Source organism: Streptomyces lateritius (assembly GCF_014649715.1).
In the GTDB taxonomy this organism is placed as follows: Bacteria; Actinomycetota; Actinomycetes; order Streptomycetales; family Streptomycetaceae; genus Streptomyces; species Streptomyces lateritius.
On sequence record NZ_BMTO01000005.1, the window covers coordinates 194,700 to 214,258 of the forward strand.

Here is a 19,559-nt window from a genome sequence, read left to right on the forward strand (position 1 = left end):
AGCGCAGGACGAGCGTCGCCCGGAGCGGCGCCGCCCTGACAAACGGTGGTCCCCGGGGCGCATCACCCCTCCCGCCCCGGGGGCCGCCTCATGAGCACAGACCGCTACACCGCGACAGGAGACTCGATGACAGACAACCCTTCACGGCAGGAGCAGGGCCAAGGGCAGGGACAGGGCCCCGTGCCCGGGAGCGGCGTACCGGAGGAATCCCTCCCCGGGCGCCCCGGCGCCAAGCCCGCCTCCGTCCAGGAGCCCACCGAACCGCACGGGCCGCTGCCGCCCAAGCCCGACCAGAGCGGTCCGGAGACGGTCGGCCCCACGGGGCAGGCGACGGGGGAGGACCCCGCCCGTTCGGCCCAGAGCGGTGCCTATCTGACCACCGCGCAGGGCGCTCGGCTGTACGAGAGCGACCACTCGCTCAAGGCCGGTGCCCGCGGTCCCGTACTGCTCCAGGACCACCACCTGCGCGAGAAGATCACCCACTTCGACCACGAGCGCATCCCCGAACGGGTGGTCCACGCGCGCGGAGCCGCGGCGCACGGCGTCTTCCAGAGCTACGGCACCGCGAGCCGGGTGACCAAGGCGGCCTTCCTCGCCGAGGAGGTGGAGACTCCTGTCTTCGTACGGTTCTCCACCGTGCTCGGATCGCGCGGCTCGGCCGACACCGTCCGTGACACGCGGGGCTTCGCGACCAAGTTCTACACCGAGGAGGGGACCTTCGACCTGGTCGGCAACAACATCCCGGTCTTCTTCATCCAGGACGCGGTGAAGTTCCCGGACATCATCCACGCCGGCAAGCCGCACCCCGACCGTGAGATCCCGCAGGCGCAGAGCGCCCACGACACCTTCTGGGACTTCGTCACCCTGCATACGGAGGCCACCCACCACACCCTCTGGAACATGTCCGACCGGGGCATCCCCCGCTCCTACCGGATGATGGAGGGCTTCGGTGTCCACACCTTCCGGCTCGTCGACGCCGAGGGCGGCACGACCCTGGTCAAGTTCCACTGGAAGCCCAAGCTCGGCGTGCACTCGCTGGTCTGGGAAGAGGCGCAGCTCATCAACGGCATGGACCCGGACTTCCACCGGCGGGACCTCTTCGACGCCATCGAGGCGGGTGCGTTCCCCCAGTGGGAGCTCGGCATCCAGACGTTCCCGGACACTCCGGAGCAGACCTTCGAGGGCATCGACCTGCTCGACCCCACGAAGATCGTGCCCGAGGAACTCGCCCCGGTTCAGCCCGTCGGTCTGCTCACGCTGAACGCCAACACCAAGAACTTCTTCGCCGAGACGGAACAGGTCGCCTTCCACCCCGGCCACCTGGTGCCCGGCATCGACATCACCGACGACCCGCTCCTCGCCGGCCGGCTCTTCTCGTACCTGGACACCCAGATCAGCCGGCTCGGTGGGCCGAACTTCGCCCAGCTGCCGATCAACCGCCCGCACGCCCCCGTCAACGACATGCTGCGGGACGGCATGCACCAGACGGCCGTGTACACCGGCGTGGCCCCCTACCGGCCCAACTCGCTCGACGGCGGCTGCCCGTTCCTGGCCGGCGCCGACACCGGGGCGTACATCGAGACACCGGTGCAGGTCCCGGCCTCGGCCAAGCGACGCGAGGCGCCGGAGTCGTTCTCGGACCACTTCAGCCAGCCCCGGCTGTTCTGGCTGAGCATGACCCCCACCGAGCGCGAGCACATCATCGCCGCCTACACCTTCGAACTGAACAAGTGCTACGAACAGGCCGTCAAGGAAAGGGCGTTGACGGTACTGGCCAACATCGACCCGGTGCTGTGCGAGGGGGTCGCGGCAGGGCTCGGACTGCCCGTGCCGCCGGCCACCGTGGAGCTCGCGACGGCCGAACCCAGCCCCGCGCTCTCCCAGCTCGGGCAGACCTGGCCGCCGGAGGGGCGCGTCATCGGGATCGTCGCCGACGCGGACGGGGACATGGACGCCGTACGGACGGTCCGCGAGGCCGCCCTCGGCGCCGGAATGGTTCCCCTGGTCGTCGCACCGGCGGGCGGGACCCTGGGCGCCGACAGCGAGCGGATCGCCGTCCAGCGCACCTACGCCACGGCCCGTTCCACGGAGTTCGACGCCCTGTTCGTGGTCGGGGCCCCTGGGCCGGGGCTCGACGCGCAGGGGGTACGGGACGCGAAGGCGGGCCACATCGCCACCGACGCCGCGACCGTCGACCCCCGGGTGCTGCTGATGCTGGCGGAGGCGTACCGGCACGGAAAGGCCATCGGCGGAACGGCGGACGCCGCCACCGCCCTGGAGGCCGCCCGGCTGCCCGTCGACGCACCGGGGGTCGTCCTCGGCGACAGTGCGGACGACGTCTTCGCGCAGCTCATGGAGCTGCTCGGCGGGCACCGCGTCTGGCACCGGCACCCGGCGTCCATCTAGGAGCCCCCCGTCACCGCCGCCGACCAGGGGCGAACGATGCGCTGCCGGGCGGGCAGACGCGCCGTGGCCGAAAATCGTCTCTACCGGGACGAAGAGGAGGGAGCGCGCCCGGCAGCGCACGACGGGAACCGCCCGCACGCTGACACAAGGGTCCGCACCAGGCCCAGGGGTATGCCATGAACCTTCCTCTGCCCGACGATGTCACCGAGCTCAAGGCGGTGATCGGGCGCGAGATCTCGGCCCTGCGCGCCGACGTACGCCGTAAGGCCGGGACGCGTCAGCCCAAGTCGACGACCTTGGACCGTGCGTCACCCGTACAGAGCACGGCGAGCACGGCGACCCTCCCGCGGAGGCACGAAGGCGTCCTCAGCACGTCCTGCATGTGCGGTACGGACGATGAGGACAACCGCGACCCCTGGTCGTGCGTCTGCGCGGCCCTGCCGGCCGTCCCCGTGTCGGCGGCGCTGCTCACCCCGCTGCGGGACGACAACGGCGAGGTCGTCGACTTCGTGATCCGGGCCGGCAACCACATCCGCTCGGTGGAGTGGCTGGAAGCGCCGGGCCGCCAGGCGGGCCAGCGGTTCATGGAGGCGCGGCCCGGCGCGGCCGCGAGCGGGCTGCTCGCGGCGCTCGCCGACGTGCTGGCGACCGGGCGGCCCATGGACGGCCTGGTCGTCGACTACACGGAGGAGCGGCTGGGCCGGCTCCACAGGGCCCAGCTGCTGTACTACGCGGCCTCCTGCGGCGGTGAGCTGGTCGCCACCTGGCGCCCTGTCCGCAGCCAGGCGGAGCTGCTGACCGTGGACGCCCAGCATCTGGCGTCGATGGGCTGGGGTCACTGGGACCTGCTGTCGGGGAAGGTGACCTGGTCGGAAGGGCTGAGCCGGATCTTCCGTACGGAACTGAACATGCCCTGGTCGCTGCAGGAGCTGTGCGACGCGCTCTTGCCCGCCGACACGACGGCGTTCGCCGAGTTCATCACGGCCGTGCTGGCGGGGGAGGAACCGGCCTGGACCAGGATCCGGTTCCTGGTGCTCGGCGAGGTACGGACGCTCGACCTGCTCGGGCGGCCGGTCGCAGGCACGGACGGCCGCCCCTGGGCCGTGCACCTCGTCGCCCGCGACCTGACGCCCCAGATACGCAGCCGCCGCCGTCTCGTGGAGACGGAACGCGAGACGGAGCGGCTGCGCCAGCAGGCCGACGCGGAACGCCGCGTCGCCGACTCGCTGCGTGAGGCGCTCCTGCCGACCCACTCCCAGGAGCTGGCCGCCGTCGGACTGACGGTGGCGGCCGCGTACCTGGCGTCCGAACCCGACTCGGTGGTCGGGGGCGACTGGTACAAGTGCCGCCTGCTGGCGGACGGGCGGGTGCTGGTGGCGATGGGAGACGCCTGCGGCCACGGGCTCGACGCGGTGGCCCGGATGGCACAGCAGCGGCACGCGTTGGCGGGTCTGGCGCAGACCGGAGCGGCGGCCGGAGAGATCATGACCTGGTTGAACGAACTCGTGTGCAGCGATCCCTCGGGCGAGACGGCGACCGTGATCGCCGGCCACATCGACAAGGACCGGGTGCTCCACTGGGCCGACGCCGGGCACCCCGCGCCGCTGGTACGGCGCGAGGGAAGCGCCTTCGCGCTGACCGCCGAGCAGCGCGGCCCGCTGCTCGGGGCGTTGCCGGGGTACGCGTACGAGACCTCGGCGTACCAGCTGCTCAGGGGCGACCTGTTGGTCCTCTACACCGACGGCATGGTGGAGCGACGGGGCGAGGACATCACGCGGGGCATCGAACGGCTCGCGAGCGCGGTGGGCGCCGCGGCCGGTCTGACCCCGCGGCAGACGATCGACCGGCTGGTGGAGGAACACTTCCGCGCGGGGCACGACGACGACGCGTGCCTGCTGGCGATCCGCGTCGACTGAAACCTCGAGAGAACTGTCTTGCGGTGCATGACACTCTCCAACTACCATGCATCGCATGACAATGGAGCTGCCGGGCGCCGGTGACCAACGGCGCAGTCAGCTGCTGCGTGGAGTGCTCGACCTCTGCCTGCTCTCCCTGATCGCCGAACGCCCGCGCTACGGCTACGAGTTCGTCGAGGCCCTCACGGAGAGCGGACTGGCACTGGTGAGCGAGGGGAGCATCTACCCGCTCCTGGCCCGGATGGAGCGGGCCGGCCTTGTCGCGTCGTACCGCGCCCCGTCGTCCAGCGGTGGGGCGCCGCGTAAGTACTACCGGTTGACCGAGGCGGGCCGCGCGGAACTGGCCCACGGAAGGGCGGTGTGGCGTGAGTTCGCCACCCAGGCCGGCCGCATCCTCGCCGACACCATCGACACCACGGAACCCGACACACCGACCGAACCCACGGGGGGAACGACATGACCATCGAGCGCGTACTCGCGGTCTGCCGCAGCAACTGGGAGTACCGGGGCATCGACGAAGCCTCCGTCCGGGAGATGCTCGACGAACTCACCGCCCATCTGGAGGACGCCGCGGCGGCCGGGCGTTCGCCCCAGGACGTCGTCGGCGACGACGTCCCGGCCTTCGCCGCCTCCTGGGCCAGGGCGCGTGTACCGCTGAGCCGGCGCCTGGTGCGGATGGCGGCCATGGTCTCCTTCACGGCGGGCGTGCTGCTGCTCCTCTCCCACCTCACCCGATGGACACTCGGCGTGGGCGTCACCCCGGGACGGCTGGCCTTCTGGCTCGGCATCGCGGTCGTCACCGTCGCCCTCGAACTGCGGCGCGGGTCCCTGGGCCTCGGCAAGGGCTGGCTGGTGGGGCTCGTCGTCGGCGTGCCGGCCGCGCTGGCCACGGAGAGACTGCTCGGCGACGAACCGCTGTTCCTCGTGCCGCTGTGGGCCACGCTGCTGCTCGCGCTGCCGGGCCTTGCGTACGCCCACGCCGAACGACGGGCCTCGCGCGACACATAGCAGCCGTTGCGCTCCCGCGCCGTTGCAACACATGAGCATGGTTCGACGAAGCGAGGAGCAGCTATGCCGGATGAGTCCGCCGAGTCCGCCGAGTCCGCCGAGTCCGCCGAGTCCGCTCCGGCGCGCCGCGGCGGACGGGCCCGTACGGCGGAACGCTGCCGCGCGGTCACCGAGGCCCGCTGATTCGCCACCACCGTCCTCCTCATCATCCTGGGACGCCCGCTCCACATGCGTGTGGGCCGACGGCAGACGGGATGACAGCAGGGCGCGCTCTGGCTGACGCCGGTCGGCTCGCTACTGTGCAACGTACATACGCAGAGGGGCAGGGAGCACGGGTGAGCGAGAGGCGACAGGTCGACGATCAGGTGGCGGCGGCCCACCTGGCCTATATGGCCGTCCTCGAAATCCGGAGCATGGCCAGACGCCGCAAAGCACTGAGGACCTGGCCTGACGACGACTACGTCGCCTGCATCGCCTGGCTTGCCGATCTCGTACACAACATCGCAGGCGGTGTGAGACCCACACGACGGTGGCCGCCCTGGCGCGAGCACCGGCGCCCGATGTACTGGACCTGGAACGTGGCAGGACCGGCGGGACGGGAATGGATCTTGGCCACTCTGGAGAAGGAGGGGATGGAATGGGCTCCTCCACCTCTCAAGAGACTGGACAACGCGGAGGCTGACGCATGATCCGGGCCGTGTCCGGGCCGTCCGAGGGCGCACAACGGCAACCAACGCCGACAACCCGCCACAGGTAAGTCGCTGGCTCCGGACCAGGTCAGGAACCCGGCAGGTCAGCCGCGGTCTGCATGCGGCGTCTTCCGAACGCGGCAGGTGGTTGGTGGCGGACAGCACTGACACGCCGTAGCCAGTAGAAATTGGCAGAACGCCGGGGTGCCGTAGGCGGCGAGCTTGGGTTCCTGCCGACTACTCCACCAATCGTTGGAAGGGCAGGCGAATCACTCCGCGGCGGGAGCGGATAGAGCAGGTCGCCGTTCTGGTCGAAGAGGCGGTCCTACCAGCGCGGGCGGAGAACAACGGAGTTGATCTCCGTGAGGTCGAGGCTCCACGAGGCACCCTGAACCATGTACCAGGGGCAGTCGACTCCGTTGTATTTACGGCATATGTCAACTACCCAGCCGTCGGTCTGGTTGTTGAGAAGGTAGTGGTGCCCGTACTGGTCCACCAGGTTGTACATGCCCTCCCAGTAGATGTGGGACGGGACATCGTTGTTCCACTCCGCGTTCTCGGGATAGATGCAGAACGCCCCGGACGGACAGCCGTGCACGGTGCCGGCCGCGGTAGTCGCCTGAGCCTGTGAGGTGCCCAGCGTGATGGCGGCTGTGATCGCCACCGCCAGCGCGCCGGCCTTGCGCAGAACCGTGGACATGCTCATTCGTTCGCCCCTCCCGGAAGAAGCCCCTCGTCGAGAGGGGATCGTTAACCCGCGGATCACGATCCGCGCTCCCGCCTCCGCGCACCAAGCCATTGCCCCTGAAAGGTCCGAAAACATTGCAGGGACGGCCACTTCTCTGGGGGTGAGACGGGAGGTGCCTGTGCAGCTCTGGTCGCGCCGCCGCCGGTCGCCCCACCGCGGCGCAGCTCGCCACGGCGCCTCAGCCGACGATCCGGCGGACCACCAAGGCCTTGCCCTGCCTCGCAAGCCCGGCCATCTCCACCACGCGTCCACGACGTGGCGCATGCACGACAAGGCCGTCTCCGAACAGCTCGCCGCGGAGCGCCTGACCCACGTGAGCCTGAACAAGCCGATCGTCCGGGCGACCGGCTCCCGGTCGACACCACGCTCGGACGCGGCGCGCATCGCGGCGTTCCGGCGGGCGGCGACGGCCTTGCGGCGGTCACGGGACGCGACCGTCCGCTGGAGAAGGCGCGCCCAATGCAGGAGCGCGCGGCCGGTCCACAGGGTGAAGGGGTCGGGGTGTGGGTGCGGTCGGATTGGCCGACAGGTCCCCCTCGCGATCGACACGGGTGTCGGTACCGAAGGCGACGGGCCACCAGGTCCGGCCTCAAGGGCGAAAAGCAGCCGTCGCAACAGGTGGGCGGGTGGGAGGATCCACCGCATGAGTGAGTGGGGGATCGCCCTGATCGCCGCCGGGTCGGCCATTTTGGGCAGCAGCGTGACGGGGTTCTTCGCGTGGAAGGCCGGCCACCGGCAAGCCGCCGCAGCGGAGGCCGCAGGGCAGGCGCAGGCGAACGCGCTGATAGCCACCGTCCAGGCCACGCTGGATGAGCAGCGGCGGGCCCGGGCGCTTGACCAGCGGCGGCAGGTGTACGCAGACATGCTCACTGCCGTGACCGACCTGCAGCGCCATCGAGACGACCCCGACGCTCTCACTCGCGCGCTGCGAGCTCATGACCTGACTGTGCTTGAGGGGCCCGATGACGTCTCGCGGGCGGCCATGAACTTCATTGCGCGCGCCAGAGGGATCGACGGGTCTGAAGCGGCTTCCTCTGAGCAGCTGGTGGCCGTCCGCAGGGCATACATCGACGCTGCGGTCTTGGCGCTGCGTAATCTCGACCAGCACTGACGGACGCCGGCCACGCCGCGCGCTCTGATGCGCGGTATGCACTGCTTGCGCGTCAGAAACGGACCCGATCCTCGGAGTGCGGGTAGTACACCGTCGTCTCCGCCGTATCCGGGTGCTCCCGGTACAACGCGTTCTCCAGCTCGGTGCGAGCCGCTTCAACGGCGCGCATTGCCTGGTCCAGCTTCTTCGCCGGTACTGCTGGAGGCCCGGACTGGGGGTATGCGTTGGCGAGCTGGACGTTTCGGCGAAGAAGTTCGTCACGCACCGAGGCGAGGGCCCGGCCCATCTCGACGTGCTCCTCGAAGGTCAACCTCGGCTTCATGGGGCGATCATCCCCCACTTGCCGGCCTCCTCGGGAGCCTTCGCGGAAAACGCACCTGAGACGTCCAGAGCTCGGAACGGGGGCGGGGCGTGGGGCGGACAGGCGGCAGTCATGCGCTCGCGAGGGCGGAGATCAGCTTCCGGGCCGCCGCGGTAGTCAGCCGCTTCGAAGCCGTCGTGGTCCGCTCCCTGGGGGCCCGCGGCGCGATGTCAGTGCCCTTGACCGCCTTCACGAACTCGGCGTCGAACCGCTCCTTGCCCACCTTCTCCGCAAGCGAGGCCAGATACTTCAACTGCTTGGCCGTGGCCGGCTCCCGCTTGGATGCCGCAGCACGTTCCCGCCGCGGTCCGTAGATCCGCTCGTTCTCCGCTTTCCGCGCAGCCTCGGCTTCTGGGCTGCGGCAGGTGACGTGGACCTGCTCGGGCCATGTCTGGGTGCCGGGCTTGCCTGTGACGGCCTCCCAAAGCGCGTTGGCCGTGAGTGCCGTCTCGTCGACGCCTTCGGTGAGGCCGGGGCCGACCAGGCCGTAGTAGCCGGTCCTGCCGCGCGGGATGACAGTGAACCCGGCCGGGATGGCGTGTGCCGTGAGCCAGTCCTGCCCGCAGCCACAGTGGGTGGCGTGGTAGCGGGACCACTTGCTTTCGAGCGGCTCGTAGACGAGCCGGTCCCCGTAGTACTTCGGATCGCGCGCGAATCCTGACATCAGTGCCTCCCCCGGCGGTGGCCAGCCGATCTACCAGTCCCTGAGTATCGCAGCGGGCACTGACAGCGCGGGGCGATTCCGGCCAGAGGACGGGCGAGCCCGTGTGGTGGTCAACTCGCTGGAGGAGGCCCGCGAGATCGAGAAGGCGGAGATCGAGAAGGCGGAGAACGAGAAGGCGGAGAACGGCGCGGAGGCGGAGCGGGGTCCGGGGTGGGAACAGGCCGCCGGCGCGAGGGGTGGCAAGGGGGCGCTCGACGAAGAGGCGCTGCGGCAGCGGATCGTCGCGGCCCGGCGCGCGCTCGACGACGTCGAATCGGAGCTCTCCTCGCTGTCGCCGCCTCGCCTCCGCGCGCACGGGGAGGGATCCTGGGAGGAGAAGGGAGGCGCGTCGGTGCCGCGCGCCCCCGCAGCGCGAGGAGGCAGACCATGACACGGACCCTCGAGTGGAAGGTCGGCCTGGAACTGGTCGAGGAGGACGGCAGGACCAAGGCCGTGGCGCATCTGGACACCGGCACGTCGACCCTCACCGGCCGCGGCAGCGCGCGGTGCAACCCGGCGGACGTGGACGTTCCGGCCATCGGCGACGAGCTCGCCGCCGGCCGGGCCATGAAGGACCTGGCCGCCCAGCTGATGAGGGAGGCCAACCGGGAGATGGAGGCGGTGGGCGCGGGGACGGTACCCCAGCACACCGGTCCCGGATACGGCTGGCCGGAGGCGGTCTCCTAGCCGACCGACCGCCCCGGGAACGAGGACCGGGGCCCGCCGGCTCGCCGCCGACGGGCCCCGCCCGTTCGGATCCTCCCCTCACGACAGGGGTGGGGCCCCGCCCCCGTGGCCGTCGGCGACGGGGGCGTCGGTGACCGGGCCGTCGACGTCCTCGTACACGAGCCGGTCCACGACCTCCACGACGCCGTCCACGCTCTCGCAGAGCCGTACGAAGACGGGCGCGAGGCTCTTGCGCTCCAGCGTGCCGGTGAGCGTCACCCGGCCCTCGTCGACGTCGATGTGCAGGGAGGCGGGGGAGAGGCCCAGGATGCGGATGGCCACGTCCTCCAGGATCTCCTCCTGGATGGCGCGGTCCCGCCGCAGGAACAGCTGCAGCAGATCGCTCCGGCTGAGCACGCCGATGAGCTGTCCGCCCGCGTCCACCACGGGAAGCCGCTTCACCCGGTGCCGCTCCATGAGCCGCGCCGCCTCGACCGCCGTCCACGAGGGACGGGCCACCACGACGGGGCTGGTCATCATGGCCTCGGCGGTGCTGGGGCCGTCCTTGGCGGTGTGGCGCCGCAGCAGGTCCGCCTCCGAGACCACGCCGACCGGCCGGTTGTCCTCGTCGACCACCGGCACCGCCGTGATGCCGTACTCGTCGAGCAGCCGCGCGATCTCCTTGAACGACGTCCCCGGCTGTACGGCCACCGCGGTCGGCGTCATCAGGTCGGCGACACTGCGGTTCCGCATGTCGGTCCCGTCCCTTCTCCGCTCCTGCGCCCATGATCCCTCACGCGGAGCCTCCGGGGACGATTCCCTAGTCGAGCGGGTCGAGGGTGACGTACGCCTGCCGCGGATCTCCGTCGTGGACCAGCGACTCGTGCGCGCCCACGTCGTCGAAGGCGAAGCCGTAGGCCTTGCCGTCCGCCATCTGCGCGTGGATCTTGCGCGCGTAGTGGTTGGTCACCGTGTCCTGGTAGAAGCCGGCCGACGAGGTGTCGGGCTGCTGGGGGTTGGTCAGCAGCGTGGAGCGGTTGTAGCCCGCGCAGAGGGTACGGGAGATCGGGCCGCGTACCTGGTCGTTCGGGGCGTCGAGCAGCTTGTAGCAGCCGAAGACACTGTCCGAGTCGGGCTTCTGGAAGGACGTGACGACCGTCCCCGCGCTGTTGGTGAAGTTCATGACGTTGCCCGAGACGCGGCCGTGGTACTTCACCGACGGCTGGTGCGTGAAGGGCGTCACGGTCAGTGTCGACGTGGCGTACTTGGTCCAGACGCGGTCGATGTAGTCGTTCATGACGTTCTCGGGCAGCGCGCCCGCCTCGATGCCGTGACCCGGCGCGAGGGCGCGCAGCACCGTGCCGTCGGCCCGGGTCTGGACGAGGCGTGCCCAGCCGCCGGGCTGGCCGCGGAGCGCGTTGAAGAAGCCGTGGTAGCCGCCGGGCTTGAGGCGGCCGGTGGTGACGACACTGCCGTCGGGGCGCTTGAGGCCGACGGCGTACGGCGCCGAGACCATGTCGACCTGGGTGCTGTTGAGCCACAGGCCGGAGTCGTTGAGCGTGTACTCGGACCAGTTGAAGAGGATGTCGCGGTTGGGATCGCTCGGGTTCTGCACCGCCGGCTGCACCAGGCCGCCGGTCGCGAGCTTGAACACCAGCTTCCGTCCGTAGCTGAAGTAGATCCGCCCCGAGAACTTCGGGAGGCGGATCGTCATGGACTGGCCGTTCGCCGGGCCGGCGATCGAGGCGTCGGGGGCGGGAACGGGGACGGATCCGCCGGCGGGCCAGGGGTGGAAGGTGCCGTTCGCGTCGGCCCAGCCCTGACGACCGGTGGAGAGCTCGGTACCGAGGTTGTAGACGTACACCTGGTCGGCGCGGCCCGAGTTGTTCTTGAACGTGAGCGGAATGGTGGCGGGGACGGCCGCCTGGACCGTGGGGGAGGGGCCGGCGACAGTGAGGGCGGTGCCGATCAGGGCGGCCGCGGCGAGGGGGGCGAGCAGGGTGAGCCTGCGCCGATGACGGGAGGGCACGTGGGGGCTCCTCTGGGGTGGGGGGACGGGGCGAATGCTTGAGAGCGCTCTCAGAATGGTGAGATTGTGATGGCCCTGTCAATGCTTGTGACGTCCCGGCCCGCGTGCCGACCGGTCGCGTACGGCGGAGAGTGGAGGGCGTGGATGTCGAGCGGATCATCGAAGAGCTGTACCGGCTGAATCCGGGCGAATTCGTCGCGGCGCGGGACGCCTACGTCGCCGAGGCGCGCAAGGCCGGGGACGCGTCAGCGGCGAAGGCGATCGCGGCGCTGCGCCGGCCCACGCGGGCCACGTGGGCGGCCAACCTGCTCGCCCACGAGCGCCGCGAGGAAGCCGGGCAGCTGGTGGAGCTGGGCCGGACCCTGCGGGAGGCCCACCGGACGCTCGACGCGCCGCAACTGCGGGCGGCCGGCCATCAGAGGCACCAGCTCGTGGCGGCGCTCGCCCGGGAAGCCGCCGGGCTGGCCCGCGCGGCGGGCCTGCCCATCGGCGACACCGTCGTGCACGAGGTCGAGCAGATCCTGCACACGCTGCTCGCCGACCCCGAGGTCGCCGAGCGGTGGTCGCACGGCCGCCTGACCGCCGTTCCCGAGGCGGTCGTCGGTTTCATGGGTGTGCCGGCCCCTTCCGTCCCGTCTCCACCCTCCTCCTCACGTCGGGCCCGGAAGGAAGCACCGGTCCCGCCCGAGGCGGGAGAGCGGGGACCCGACCGGGCGCAGGAGCGGCGGCGTGAGCGGCTGGAGCGCGCCCGCACGGCGGCCGCCCAGGCCGACGCCGAAGCGCGGCGGCGCGAGGAGGGCCTTCGCGAGGCGCGAGACGGGGAGCGGGCGGCCGAGGCGGCGGCCACCGAGGCGGCCGAGCGCGTGCGCGCCCTCGAACGTGAGCTGCACGAGGCCCACCGCGCCGAACGCGCGTCCCGCACGGTCCTGACCGAGGCCGCGTCGGCGGCGAAGGAGGCCGAGCGCGCCGCCCGGGAGGCCCGCCGCGCCGCCGAACGGGCCGCACGTTCCGTCGGGAACCTCGAGACCCGGGACGAGGAGCCGTAGAGCCGAGGCGCCCGGCGCGCGCGGACGCCTCGACGCGCGCAGAGGGCCGACGGTCCTGGGAGGGACCGCCGGCCCGTGAGCCCGCGAGGTGCTTCTGTCGATCCGCCGGGTCTAGAAGACGCTCACGCCGTACGCGCTGAGCGCCTCGGTCACCGGCTGGAAGAACGTGGTGCCGCCGCTGGAGCAGTTGCCGCTACCGCCCGAGGTGAGGCCGAGCGCGGTGGTTCCGGAGAACAGCGCGCCGCCGCTGTCGCCCGGCTCGGCGCAGACGTTGGTCTGGATCATGCCGTAGACGACGTCGCCGCCACCGTAGTTGACGGTCGCGTTGAGACCGGTGACGGTCCCGCCGCGCAGACCGGTGGTGCTGCCGCTGCGCTGCACCGACTGGCCCACGAAGGCGTTGCCCGCGGTGGTGATGTCACGGTAGCTGCCGTTGTAGAGGTAGACCCGGCCGTCCGCCGCCGAGGCGTTGGAGTGGCGGATGATTCCGTAGTCGTTGTTCGGGAAGCTGGACCCGGTCCGGGTGCCGAGCACCGTGGTGTTGGCCGAGTTGGTGTACCAGGTGCTGCCGATGTTGGTGCAGTGACCGGCGGTCAGGGCGTAGTAGGTGGAGCCGCTGCGGACGTTGAAGCCGAGCGAGCAGCGCCCGCCGCCGGCGTAGATGGCCTGGCCGCCCGCGATGAGCTTGTTGAACGTGCCCGGGGTGCGCTTGATCTCCAACGCGGAGGCTCGGTCGCCGGCCGCCTTCTTGATCGTGGCGATCTCGGCGGCGGAGACGGTGGAGTCCGCGGTGACGACCAGCTTCCCGGTCGCCTGGTCCGTGTACCACGCGGTGCCGGGCACGTCGGCCCCGAGTACGGCCGCGTCGGCGGCGGCGAGTTGGGCGGTGGTGGCCCGGCCGTCCTCGGCCGTCGCCGCGGACGAGGTGGGTGCGGCAAGCGCTGAGGCGGCCAGGAGCGCGGAGGCGACGGCGATCAGCCGTGCGCCCTTCGCGGCGCCGCCGAGGGGGGACAGACGCTTGAGGTTCACTACATCCTCCGGTGGGGGAAGGGGGCCCGCTGGGTGGGCGGATCCGTGAGACGGGATCGGCGGGCCAGGACGGAGGTGCTCAGCCATGGACCTGTCAATCTCGACGAGGGGAATCCTCGAAGCCGGGCGGTACTCACGGCAAGAACGTCTTTCGGCCGATCTACGCGCGTCCAGTTGGTCGGAGGGCGGATGGGCGAGAGGAGTGAGGCTCCGGGTGTCCGTGCGGGACGCCGTGGACGCGGGGCCGCAAACGCTTGCGGGCGTTTGCTGACGGGCTTTCAGGCCGCCGTGGCGTGTGGGTGAAGGGGCCCCGTGGGTGCGAAGGGGAAGCGGAGGGAGTTCTACCGTTTCTCCAGTTCACGCCGCCGCGTCGATGGGCCCCGTACCCTGCTCGGACGCGGCGCCGTCGCCCCGTGGGTATGGGCTCCCCTTCGCACTTCGAGGAGTAGCGACCGCACAGATCCGCACACATTCGAACGGCGGGCGACGCCGTGGCACGGCGACCCGGCGGGCGGTAGCAGCGCGGAGCGGGCCCCCCGGAGTGCCGGTGGTACAGGTGCCGGCGCTGTCGCAATGCCTCGATCGGTCCCCCTTCGCCCGTCCGGTGGCGTGTCCTGTTCCGGTCGCCACCCCACCCGCGGCCCCGTACACGGCATTATCGGAGCGACGCGTACACCGCCTCGATCAGGGCCATCTTGCGAGGATCGTCCGCGATCCGCCCGCCCATCCGGTTCATCACGTACCCCAGGGAAATCCCCGACTCGGGGTCCGCCAGGCCGCAGGAGCCGCCGAAGCCGTCGTGGCCGAAGGCCCGGGGATTGGGGCCGTAGGAGGCGTTGGGGCCGCTCAGCCAGAAGCCGAGCGCGCACTCCGTCTCGTGGGCGAAGCCCGCACCGAGAACCAGGTCCCGGCAGGCGCCCTGGCCCTCGCGGGCGCGTTCGACGGCCTGCTCGGAGAGGACCCGGCGCCGGCCGGCCAGGCCCCGCCCGGCGAAGACGCCGTACAGCGCGGCGACCGCGCGGGCCGTGCCGTGGCCGTTCGCCGCCGGAATCTCGGCGGCACGCCACTCCGGGCTGTTGGCCTGCGGGGCGCCGACGGGCGGGTTGGCCAGGGCGGCCTGGACCACGGGCGCCAACTGGGCGAAGGAGGGCGCCCGTTCGCCGGCCGCGGCCGTCGACGGGCGCACCAGTTCGGCCGCACGGTCCGCCTCCTTCTCCGGCAGGCCGATGGTGAAGTCGATGGCGAGCGGCCCCGTGATCTCCTCGCGCAGGAAATCACCCGGCCGTCGTCCCGTGATGCGCCGGATCACCTCGCCGACCAGGAAGCCGTACGTCATCGCGTGGTAGCCCGACCGGCTGCCGGGCTCCCACCACGGCTCCGTCGCCGCCAGCCGGGCGGTCGTCACCTCCCAGTCGTAGAACTCCGCGAGGGTGAGAGGTTCGCGCAGTCCGGCCAACCCCGCCCGGTGCGAGAGGAGATGGCGTACGGGGAGCCCCTCCTTGCCCGCCGCCGCGAACTCGGGCCAGTACGAGGCGACCGGCGCGTCCAGGTCGAGCAGGCCGCGGTCTGCCAGCAGGTGGGCGCAGAGCGCCGTCACGCCCTTCGTCGTGGACCAGACGTTCACCACGGTGTCGCGTTCCCAGCGGCGTGTGCGGGCGGCGTCCGCCCAGCCGCCCCACAGGTCGACCACGGTCTGGCCGTGGACCTGGACCGTCACCGCGGCGCCGAGTTCGCCGCGCACGCGGAAGTTGGCCTCGAAGGCCTCCCGTACGGCGTCGAAGCGGGCGTCGTGATCACCTTCGATGTGCGGGCCGGACTCGGGCATGGCGTCCTCCAGGTCGGTCGGTGCGGCTGCCCGCAACATACCGACTGGTCGGATGGTCAGGAAGGGGCCGGAGCCCTGTTCCACCCACGGGAGCTGCGCCGGGACGGGCGGCCCGGCCGGTCACTCCAGGTCGAGGATCTCCCGCAGTGCCGCGACGGCGTGTGCGCGGTGCTCGGTCAGCCAGTGGAGGGCGGCGGCCGTGTCGCCGTGGCGGACCGCCGAGATGACGGCTCGGTGCTCGCGTACGGCCAGCTCCCGGTGCGGGTCCTCGGTGTAGTAGAGCGCGCGGTAGGCGTCAGTGGCGTCCCAGAGGGTGCCGATGAGGCGTACGAGGCGGGGCATGCCGGACGCCTCGATCAGCGCGAAGTGGAAGCGGCGGTTGGCCGCGGCCATCTCCGTCACGTCCCCGGCCTCCGCCGCCCGCTCCACCTCGCGCTGGATCCTCTCGAGCCTGGCGGTCAGGCCGTCCTCGGCGCGGGCGACCGCCACGCGGACCGCCTCGCTCTCGAGCAGTTCCCGGATCCGGTAGACCTCCTCCAGGTCCGCGAGGGACAGCTCGGCGACGAAGTAGCCCCTGTGGACGTGGTGTACCACAAGACCCTCGCCCTCCAGGATCTTCAACGCCTCGCGCAGCGGGACCCGGCTGACGTCGAGCCGGGCCGCGAGGGCGTCCTGACGGATCTGGTCGCCGGGGCGCAGCTCTCCGCCGGTGATGGCGCGCCGCAGCTCCTCGAGGACGAACTGCTGGGCGGTGGGCGGCCGCCGCTTCTGCACCGCGCTGCTCATCGCCTGTGACCTTCCTTCGGTTCGGTGGCCGGCCGGCTGACCCGGGACCGGGCGCCGGTGCCGGGTCCGGCGCCCGGTCCGGATCCGTACATCTTCCTACGGGGCGGGAGAGGGTGATCCCAGCTCGGCGAGCAGGGCCTCGCTGTGCTCGCCGAGACGCGGGGGAGCGCAGCGGTAGACGGGTGGGGTGACGTCGAGGGCGATCGGGTTGGCGACCTGGGCCGCACCGGCCGCACCGGCGGGGACCCGGGGTGCCAGGCCGAGACGGTCGGCCAGGTCGAAGGCGGCGGCGAGGTCGTTGATCGGCCCGCAGGGCACCCCGACAGCCGTCAGCCCCTCGAACCAGCTGTCCGCCGTCCGCTCGGCGAGCGGACGCGAGAGCAGCGCGGCCAGTTCCTCGCGATGGGCGACGCGGGCGGTGTTGGTGGCGAAGCGGGCGTCCTCGGCGAGGGCCGCGAGGCCGAGCCGCTCGCAGAGCGTCCGGAACTGCCGGTCGTTCCCCACCGCCAGGGCGAGCGGCCGGTCCTTCGCCTCGAACACCTCGTACGGGGCGATGCTCGGGTGCCGGTTCCCCATGGCCCGGGGGACCACCCCGGCGCCGAGATAGGCCGCCGACTGGTTGGTGAGCGCGGACAGCAGCGAGGTGAGCAGCGAGACCTCGACCCGCTGGCCCTCGCCCGTGCGCTCGCGGTGGCGCAGGGCGGCGAGGATGCCGAGACCCGCGTGGAGGCCGGTGATCACGTCGACGAGCGCCACGCCCGCCTTCGTCCCCTGGCCGCCGGGCTCGCCGGTCACGCTCATCAGCCCGCCCACGGCCTGTACGAGCAGGTCGTACCCCGGCAGACGGGCGCCCTCGGCGGCGCCGAAGCCCGTCACCGAGCAGTAGACGAGTCCGGGGTTGGTCGCCCGTACGGTCTCGTGGCCGAGGCCGAGCCGCTCCATCGCGCCGGGCCGGAAGTTCTCGACCAGGACGTCGGCGCGGTCGACGATCGCCCGGGCGGTCTCCAGGTCGGCCGGGTCGGTCAGATCGAGGGTGATGGAGCGTTTGTTCCGGTTCACCCCCAGGAAGTAGGTGGCCTCGCCGTCGGCGAAGGGCGGGCCCCAGGCGCGTGTGTCGTCGCCGGAGCCGGGGCGTTCGATCTTGATGACGTCGGCGCCCAGGTCGGCGAGGAGCATCGTCATGTACGGCCCGGCGAGCACCCGGCCGAAGTCGGCGACGACGATCCCGGACAGCGCGCCCGGGCCCGGCGTCCCCTGCTCTTCTGCGTGCATCCCGCTCTCCTTCGCCGGCGATCGGATCCACCGGGAACGTACGCATCGGACATCGGATTTTCAATACTGGATCCAAAATCCGATCTCCCGCTACGCTACGGACGCCGTGTTGCCGCAGCCGTCTGGAGGCCCTCCGTGATGTCGCCGAACCCGCCGCAGTCGCCGAACCCGGCGAAGCCCTCGAAGTCGTCTCCCGTCCACCCCTTCGACCTCCTCGCCGTCGACGGGCTGCTGACCGACGAGGAACGCGAGATCCGTCGAACCGTGCGTGCCATGGCCGACCGCGAGCTGCGCCCGCACGTGGCCGACTGGTTCGAGCGGGGAGCTGTCCCCGTCCGCGAACTCGCCCGTCGGCTGGGCTCCGTCGGCGTGCTCGGCATGCACCTGGAGGGCTACGGCTGCGCGGGCACCAACGCGGTCGCGTACGGCCTGGCCTGCCTGGAGTTGGAGGCCGTCGACTCGGGCCTGCGCAGTCTGGTCTCCGTCCAGGGCTCGCTCGCCATGTACGCCATCTGGAAGTACGGCTCCGAGGAGCAGAAGCAACAGTGGCTGCCCGGGATGGCGGCCGGTGAGTACATCGGATGCTTCGGCCTCACCGAGCCGGACGCGGGATCGGATCCCGGATCCATGCGCACGCGCGCCAAGCGGGACGGCGGCGACTGGGTGCTCAACGGCACCAAGATGTGGATCACCAACGGCTCGGTCGCCGACGTCGCCGTCGTGTGGGCCCGCACGGACGACGGGGTCCGCGGCTTCCTGGTACCCGCCGGCACCCCGGGCTTCCGCGCCCCGGAGATCAAGCAGAAGCTGTCGCTGCGGGCGAGCGTCACCAGCGAACTGGTCCTGGAGGACGTCCGGCTGCCGGCCGACGCGATGCTGCCGGCGGCCCGCGGCCTGTCCGGCCCGCTCGGATGCCTCAACGAAGCGCGGTTCGGCATCGTGTTCGGCGCCCTCGGCGCCGCCCGCGACTGCCTGGAGACGGCCCTCGCGTACGCCGGCGACCGGATCGTCTTCGACCGCTCCCTCGCCTCCTACCAGCTCACCCAGCAGAAGCTCGCCGACATGTCCCTGGAGCTCGGCAAGGGCATGCTGCTCGCCCTCCACCTGGGACGGCTCAAGGACGCGGGAAGCCTCTCGCCCGAGCAGGTCAGTGTGGGCAAGCTGAACAACGTACGGGAGGCGATCGCCATCGCGCGGGAGTGCCGCACGATCCTGGGTGCCAACGGCATCACCCTGGAGTACCCGGTGATGCGCCATGCCAACAACCTGGAGTCGGTCCTCACCTACGAGGGCACCAGCGAGGTGCACTCCCTGGTCGTCGGCAAGGCGCTCACGGGTGAATCCGCCTTCCGCTGACACCGCTGGCACGGACACCGCCGACCGTGCGGCCTCTGACGGTCACGGTGGTCAGCCGGCCGTCACCCTCGCCACGAAGGCGTTGAGGTTGGTCATCGTCCTGGCGATCCGCTCGTCGAGGCCGAGGGACTCCTCGTGGCGGCCGGCCCGCAGCTTGGGCTGCCGCTTGCCGCGGATGTACAGGGAACACGCCAGGTCGGCACAGACGTAGATGCCGACCGTGTTCCCCTCGCGCCCGCGGGTGCCGGCCAGCGGCGCCGCGAGGAGGGTCACGCCCGAGGAGGCGTGGCCCGTCAGGCAGATCTGGCACAGGCTGGACTTGACCGCGCTGGTGCGGCTCGTCGCCGGCACCCGCAGGCTGATGCCCAGCGGGCCGTCCTCGGTGGGCACGACGACATGGGCACGCAGCGGCGCGCCCGGATCGACCCAGCCGAGGAAGTCGAGGTCCTGCCAGGGAAGTTCGGCGAAGTCCAGCGGCAGCCGGAGCCTGCTCGCCTCGCCCTTCGTGCAGTTCACGAAGGATGAGCGGATCTGTTTGTCGGTGAGAGGTTCCACTCGGTGGACCATACACAGACCCCGGCGACCCGGACATCTCATTTACGGGCGGT

General features: G+C 71.4%; 20 protein-coding genes. 10 read left to right on the forward strand and 10 right to left on the reverse strand.

Annotation, left to right across the window (positions count from 1 at the left end):
* Window positions 1–126: 126 nt before the first annotated feature.
* The 5 genes from IE136_RS11955 (at window position 127) to IE136_RS11975 (ending at window position 6,019) form a co-directional block, all read left to right on the forward strand.
* Complete coding sequence (locus tag IE136_RS11955) at window positions 127–2,406, forward strand: catalase (protein WP_189600300.1); 2,280 nt, start codon at window positions 127–129, stop codon at window positions 2,404–2,406.
* 176 nt (window positions 2,407–2,582) lie between these two features.
* A complete protein-coding gene (locus tag IE136_RS11960) occupies window positions 2,583–4,322 on the forward strand; it encodes a PP2C family protein-serine/threonine phosphatase (RefSeq protein ID WP_189600301.1) in 1,740 nt (579 codons plus the stop codon).
* Window positions 4,323–4,377: 55 nt separating this feature from the next.
* Window positions 4,378–4,782 carry a PadR family transcriptional regulator gene (locus IE136_RS11965; RefSeq protein ID WP_229818789.1) on the forward strand — a complete coding sequence of 135 codons (405 nt, stop codon included), beginning with the start codon at window positions 4,378–4,380 and terminating at the stop codon, window positions 4,780–4,782.
* Window positions 4,779–5,330, forward strand: a complete 552-nt coding sequence (locus tag IE136_RS11970) for a hypothetical protein (RefSeq protein ID WP_189600303.1) — start codon at window positions 4,779–4,781, stop codon at window positions 5,328–5,330. The genes IE136_RS11965 and IE136_RS11970 overlap by 4 nt, the downstream gene beginning before the upstream one ends.
* Before the next feature lie 335 nt (window positions 5,331–5,665).
* Window positions 5,666–6,019: a hypothetical protein gene (locus IE136_RS11975; RefSeq protein WP_189600304.1), complete on the forward strand. Its 354-nt coding sequence runs from the start codon at window positions 5,666–5,668 to the stop codon at window positions 6,017–6,019.
* Window positions 6,020–6,344: 325 nt separating this feature from the next.
* Here the strand turns inward: IE136_RS11975 and IE136_RS11980 are convergent, their stop codons facing one another.
* Window positions 6,345–6,725 carry a hypothetical protein gene (locus tag IE136_RS11980; RefSeq protein WP_158984434.1) on the reverse strand — a complete coding sequence of 127 codons (381 nt, stop codon included), beginning with the start codon at window positions 6,723–6,725 and terminating at the stop codon, window positions 6,345–6,347.
* Window positions 6,726–7,410: 685 nt separating this feature from the next.
* Here IE136_RS11980 and IE136_RS11985 point away from each other — a divergent pair.
* Window positions 7,411–7,878, forward strand: a complete 468-nt coding sequence (locus IE136_RS11985; RefSeq protein ID WP_189600305.1) for a hypothetical protein — start codon at window positions 7,411–7,413, stop codon at window positions 7,876–7,878.
* Between the two features lie 52 nt (window positions 7,879–7,930).
* On the opposite strand, the gene IE136_RS11990 is transcribed toward IE136_RS11985, so the two are convergent.
* A complete protein-coding gene (locus IE136_RS11990; RefSeq protein WP_158984428.1) occupies window positions 7,931–8,200 on the reverse strand; it encodes a class III extradiol ring-cleavage dioxygenase family protein in 270 nt (89 codons plus the stop codon).
* 109 nt (window positions 8,201–8,309) lie between these two features.
* Complete coding sequence (locus tag IE136_RS35530; protein ID WP_229818790.1) at window positions 8,310–8,903, reverse strand: hypothetical protein; 594 nt, start codon at window positions 8,901–8,903, stop codon at window positions 8,310–8,312.
* Between the two features lie 103 nt (window positions 8,904–9,006).
* Here IE136_RS35530 and IE136_RS12000 point away from each other — a divergent pair, with 103 nt between their 5' ends.
* Together IE136_RS12000 and IE136_RS12005 are read left to right on the forward strand one after the other, a co-directional pair.
* The gene (locus tag IE136_RS12000) at window positions 9,007–9,333 is read left to right on the forward strand and encodes a hypothetical protein (protein ID WP_189600306.1); all 327 of its coding nucleotides are present in this window, start codon (window positions 9,007–9,009) and stop codon (window positions 9,331–9,333) included.
* The gene (locus IE136_RS12005; protein WP_158984426.1) at window positions 9,330–9,629 is read left to right on the forward strand and encodes a DUF1876 domain-containing protein; all 300 of its coding nucleotides are present in this window, start codon (window positions 9,330–9,332) and stop codon (window positions 9,627–9,629) included. Before IE136_RS12000 ends, IE136_RS12005 begins: the two co-directional genes overlap by 4 nt.
* Window positions 9,630–9,707: 78 nt before the next feature.
* Here the strand turns inward: IE136_RS12005 and IE136_RS12010 are convergent, their stop codons facing one another.
* Complete coding sequence (locus tag IE136_RS12010; protein WP_189600307.1) at window positions 9,708–10,361, reverse strand: CBS domain-containing protein; 654 nt, start codon at window positions 10,359–10,361, stop codon at window positions 9,708–9,710.
* 67 nt (window positions 10,362–10,428) lie between these two features.
* Window positions 10,429–11,637 (reverse strand): glycoside hydrolase family 64 protein, encoded by a 1,209-nt coding sequence (locus tag IE136_RS12015; RefSeq protein ID WP_158984422.1) that lies wholly within the window; start codon window positions 11,635–11,637, stop codon window positions 10,429–10,431.
* 140 nt (window positions 11,638–11,777) lie between these two features.
* Between IE136_RS12015 and IE136_RS12020 the strand changes: the two genes are divergently transcribed.
* The gene (locus IE136_RS12020; protein ID WP_189600308.1) at window positions 11,778–12,683 is read left to right on the forward strand and encodes a hypothetical protein; all 906 of its coding nucleotides are present in this window, start codon (window positions 11,778–11,780) and stop codon (window positions 12,681–12,683) included.
* Between the two features lie 111 nt (window positions 12,684–12,794).
* On the opposite strand, the gene IE136_RS12025 is transcribed toward IE136_RS12020, so the two are convergent.
* From IE136_RS12025 to IE136_RS12040, 4 genes are all read right to left on the reverse strand, one after another.
* Window positions 12,795–13,712, reverse strand: a complete 918-nt coding sequence (locus IE136_RS12025; RefSeq protein WP_189600309.1) for a S1 family peptidase — start codon at window positions 13,710–13,712, stop codon at window positions 12,795–12,797.
* Window positions 13,713–14,367: 655 nt separating this feature from the next.
* Window positions 14,368–15,537 carry a serine hydrolase domain-containing protein gene (locus IE136_RS12030; protein ID WP_158993941.1) on the reverse strand — a complete coding sequence of 390 codons (1,170 nt, stop codon included), beginning with the start codon at window positions 15,535–15,537 and terminating at the stop codon, window positions 14,368–14,370.
* A 120-nt stretch (window positions 15,538–15,657) separates the two neighbouring features.
* A complete protein-coding gene (locus tag IE136_RS12035; RefSeq protein WP_158984416.1) occupies window positions 15,658–16,323 on the reverse strand; it encodes a GntR family transcriptional regulator in 666 nt (221 codons plus the stop codon).
* 96 nt (window positions 16,324–16,419) lie between these two features.
* Complete coding sequence (locus tag IE136_RS12040; protein ID WP_189600310.1) at window positions 16,420–17,595, reverse strand: CaiB/BaiF CoA transferase family protein; 1,176 nt, start codon at window positions 17,593–17,595, stop codon at window positions 16,420–16,422.
* A gap of 138 nt (window positions 17,596–17,733) precedes the next feature.
* Between IE136_RS12040 and IE136_RS12045 the strand changes: the two genes are divergently transcribed.
* Window positions 17,734–18,951: an acyl-CoA dehydrogenase family protein gene (locus IE136_RS12045; RefSeq protein ID WP_229818817.1), complete on the forward strand. Its 1,218-nt coding sequence runs from the start codon at window positions 17,734–17,736 to the stop codon at window positions 18,949–18,951.
* Window positions 18,952–19,002: 51 nt separating this feature from the next.
* Here the strand turns inward: IE136_RS12045 and IE136_RS12050 are convergent, their stop codons facing one another.
* Window positions 19,003–19,506, reverse strand: a complete 504-nt coding sequence (locus IE136_RS12050) for an FBP domain-containing protein (protein WP_189600311.1) — start codon at window positions 19,504–19,506, stop codon at window positions 19,003–19,005.
* Window positions 19,507–19,559: the final 53 nt, after the last annotated feature.

What these genes read in the sequence shown, in the direction of transcription:
- IE136_RS12010 (WP_189600307.1), bottom strand. Translation starts at nt 10,361, where the DNA reads ATGCGGAACCGCAGTGTCGCCGACCTGATGACGCCGACCGCGGTGGCC.
- IE136_RS35530 (WP_229818790.1), bottom strand. Translation starts at nt 8,903, where the DNA reads ATGTCAGGATTCGCGCGCGATCCGAAGTACTACGGGGACCGGCTCGTC.
- IE136_RS11970 (WP_189600303.1), top strand. Translation starts at nt 4,779, where the DNA reads ATGACCATCGAGCGCGTACTCGCGGTCTGCCGCAGCAACTGGGAGTAC.
- IE136_RS12040 (WP_189600310.1), bottom strand. Translation starts at nt 17,595, where the DNA reads ATGCACGCAGAAGAGCAGGGGACGCCGGGCCCGGGCGCGCTGTCCGGG.
- IE136_RS11955 (WP_189600300.1), top strand. Translation starts at nt 127, where the DNA reads ATGACAGACAACCCTTCACGGCAGGAGCAGGGCCAAGGGCAGGGACAG.
- IE136_RS11990 (WP_158984428.1), bottom strand. Translation starts at nt 8,200, where the DNA reads ATGAAGCCGAGGTTGACCTTCGAGGAGCACGTCGAGATGGGCCGGGCC.
- IE136_RS12030 (WP_158993941.1), bottom strand. Translation starts at nt 15,537, where the DNA reads ATGCCCGAGTCCGGCCCGCACATCGAAGGTGATCACGACGCCCGCTTC.
- IE136_RS11985 (WP_189600305.1), top strand. Translation starts at nt 7,411, where the DNA reads ATGAGTGAGTGGGGGATCGCCCTGATCGCCGCCGGGTCGGCCATTTTG.
- IE136_RS11965 (WP_229818789.1), top strand. Translation starts at nt 4,378, where the DNA reads ATGACAATGGAGCTGCCGGGCGCCGGTGACCAACGGCGCAGTCAGCTG.
- IE136_RS12035 (WP_158984416.1), bottom strand. Translation starts at nt 16,323, where the DNA reads ATGAGCAGCGCGGTGCAGAAGCGGCGGCCGCCCACCGCCCAGCAGTTC.
- IE136_RS11960 (WP_189600301.1), top strand. Translation starts at nt 2,583, where the DNA reads ATGAACCTTCCTCTGCCCGACGATGTCACCGAGCTCAAGGCGGTGATC.
- IE136_RS11980 (WP_158984434.1), bottom strand. Translation starts at nt 6,725, where the DNA reads ATGAGCATGTCCACGGTTCTGCGCAAGGCCGGCGCGCTGGCGGTGGCG.
- IE136_RS12045 (WP_229818817.1), top strand. Translation starts at nt 17,734, where the DNA reads ATGTCGCCGAACCCGCCGCAGTCGCCGAACCCGGCGAAGCCCTCGAAG.
- IE136_RS12005 (WP_158984426.1), top strand. Translation starts at nt 9,330, where the DNA reads ATGACACGGACCCTCGAGTGGAAGGTCGGCCTGGAACTGGTCGAGGAG.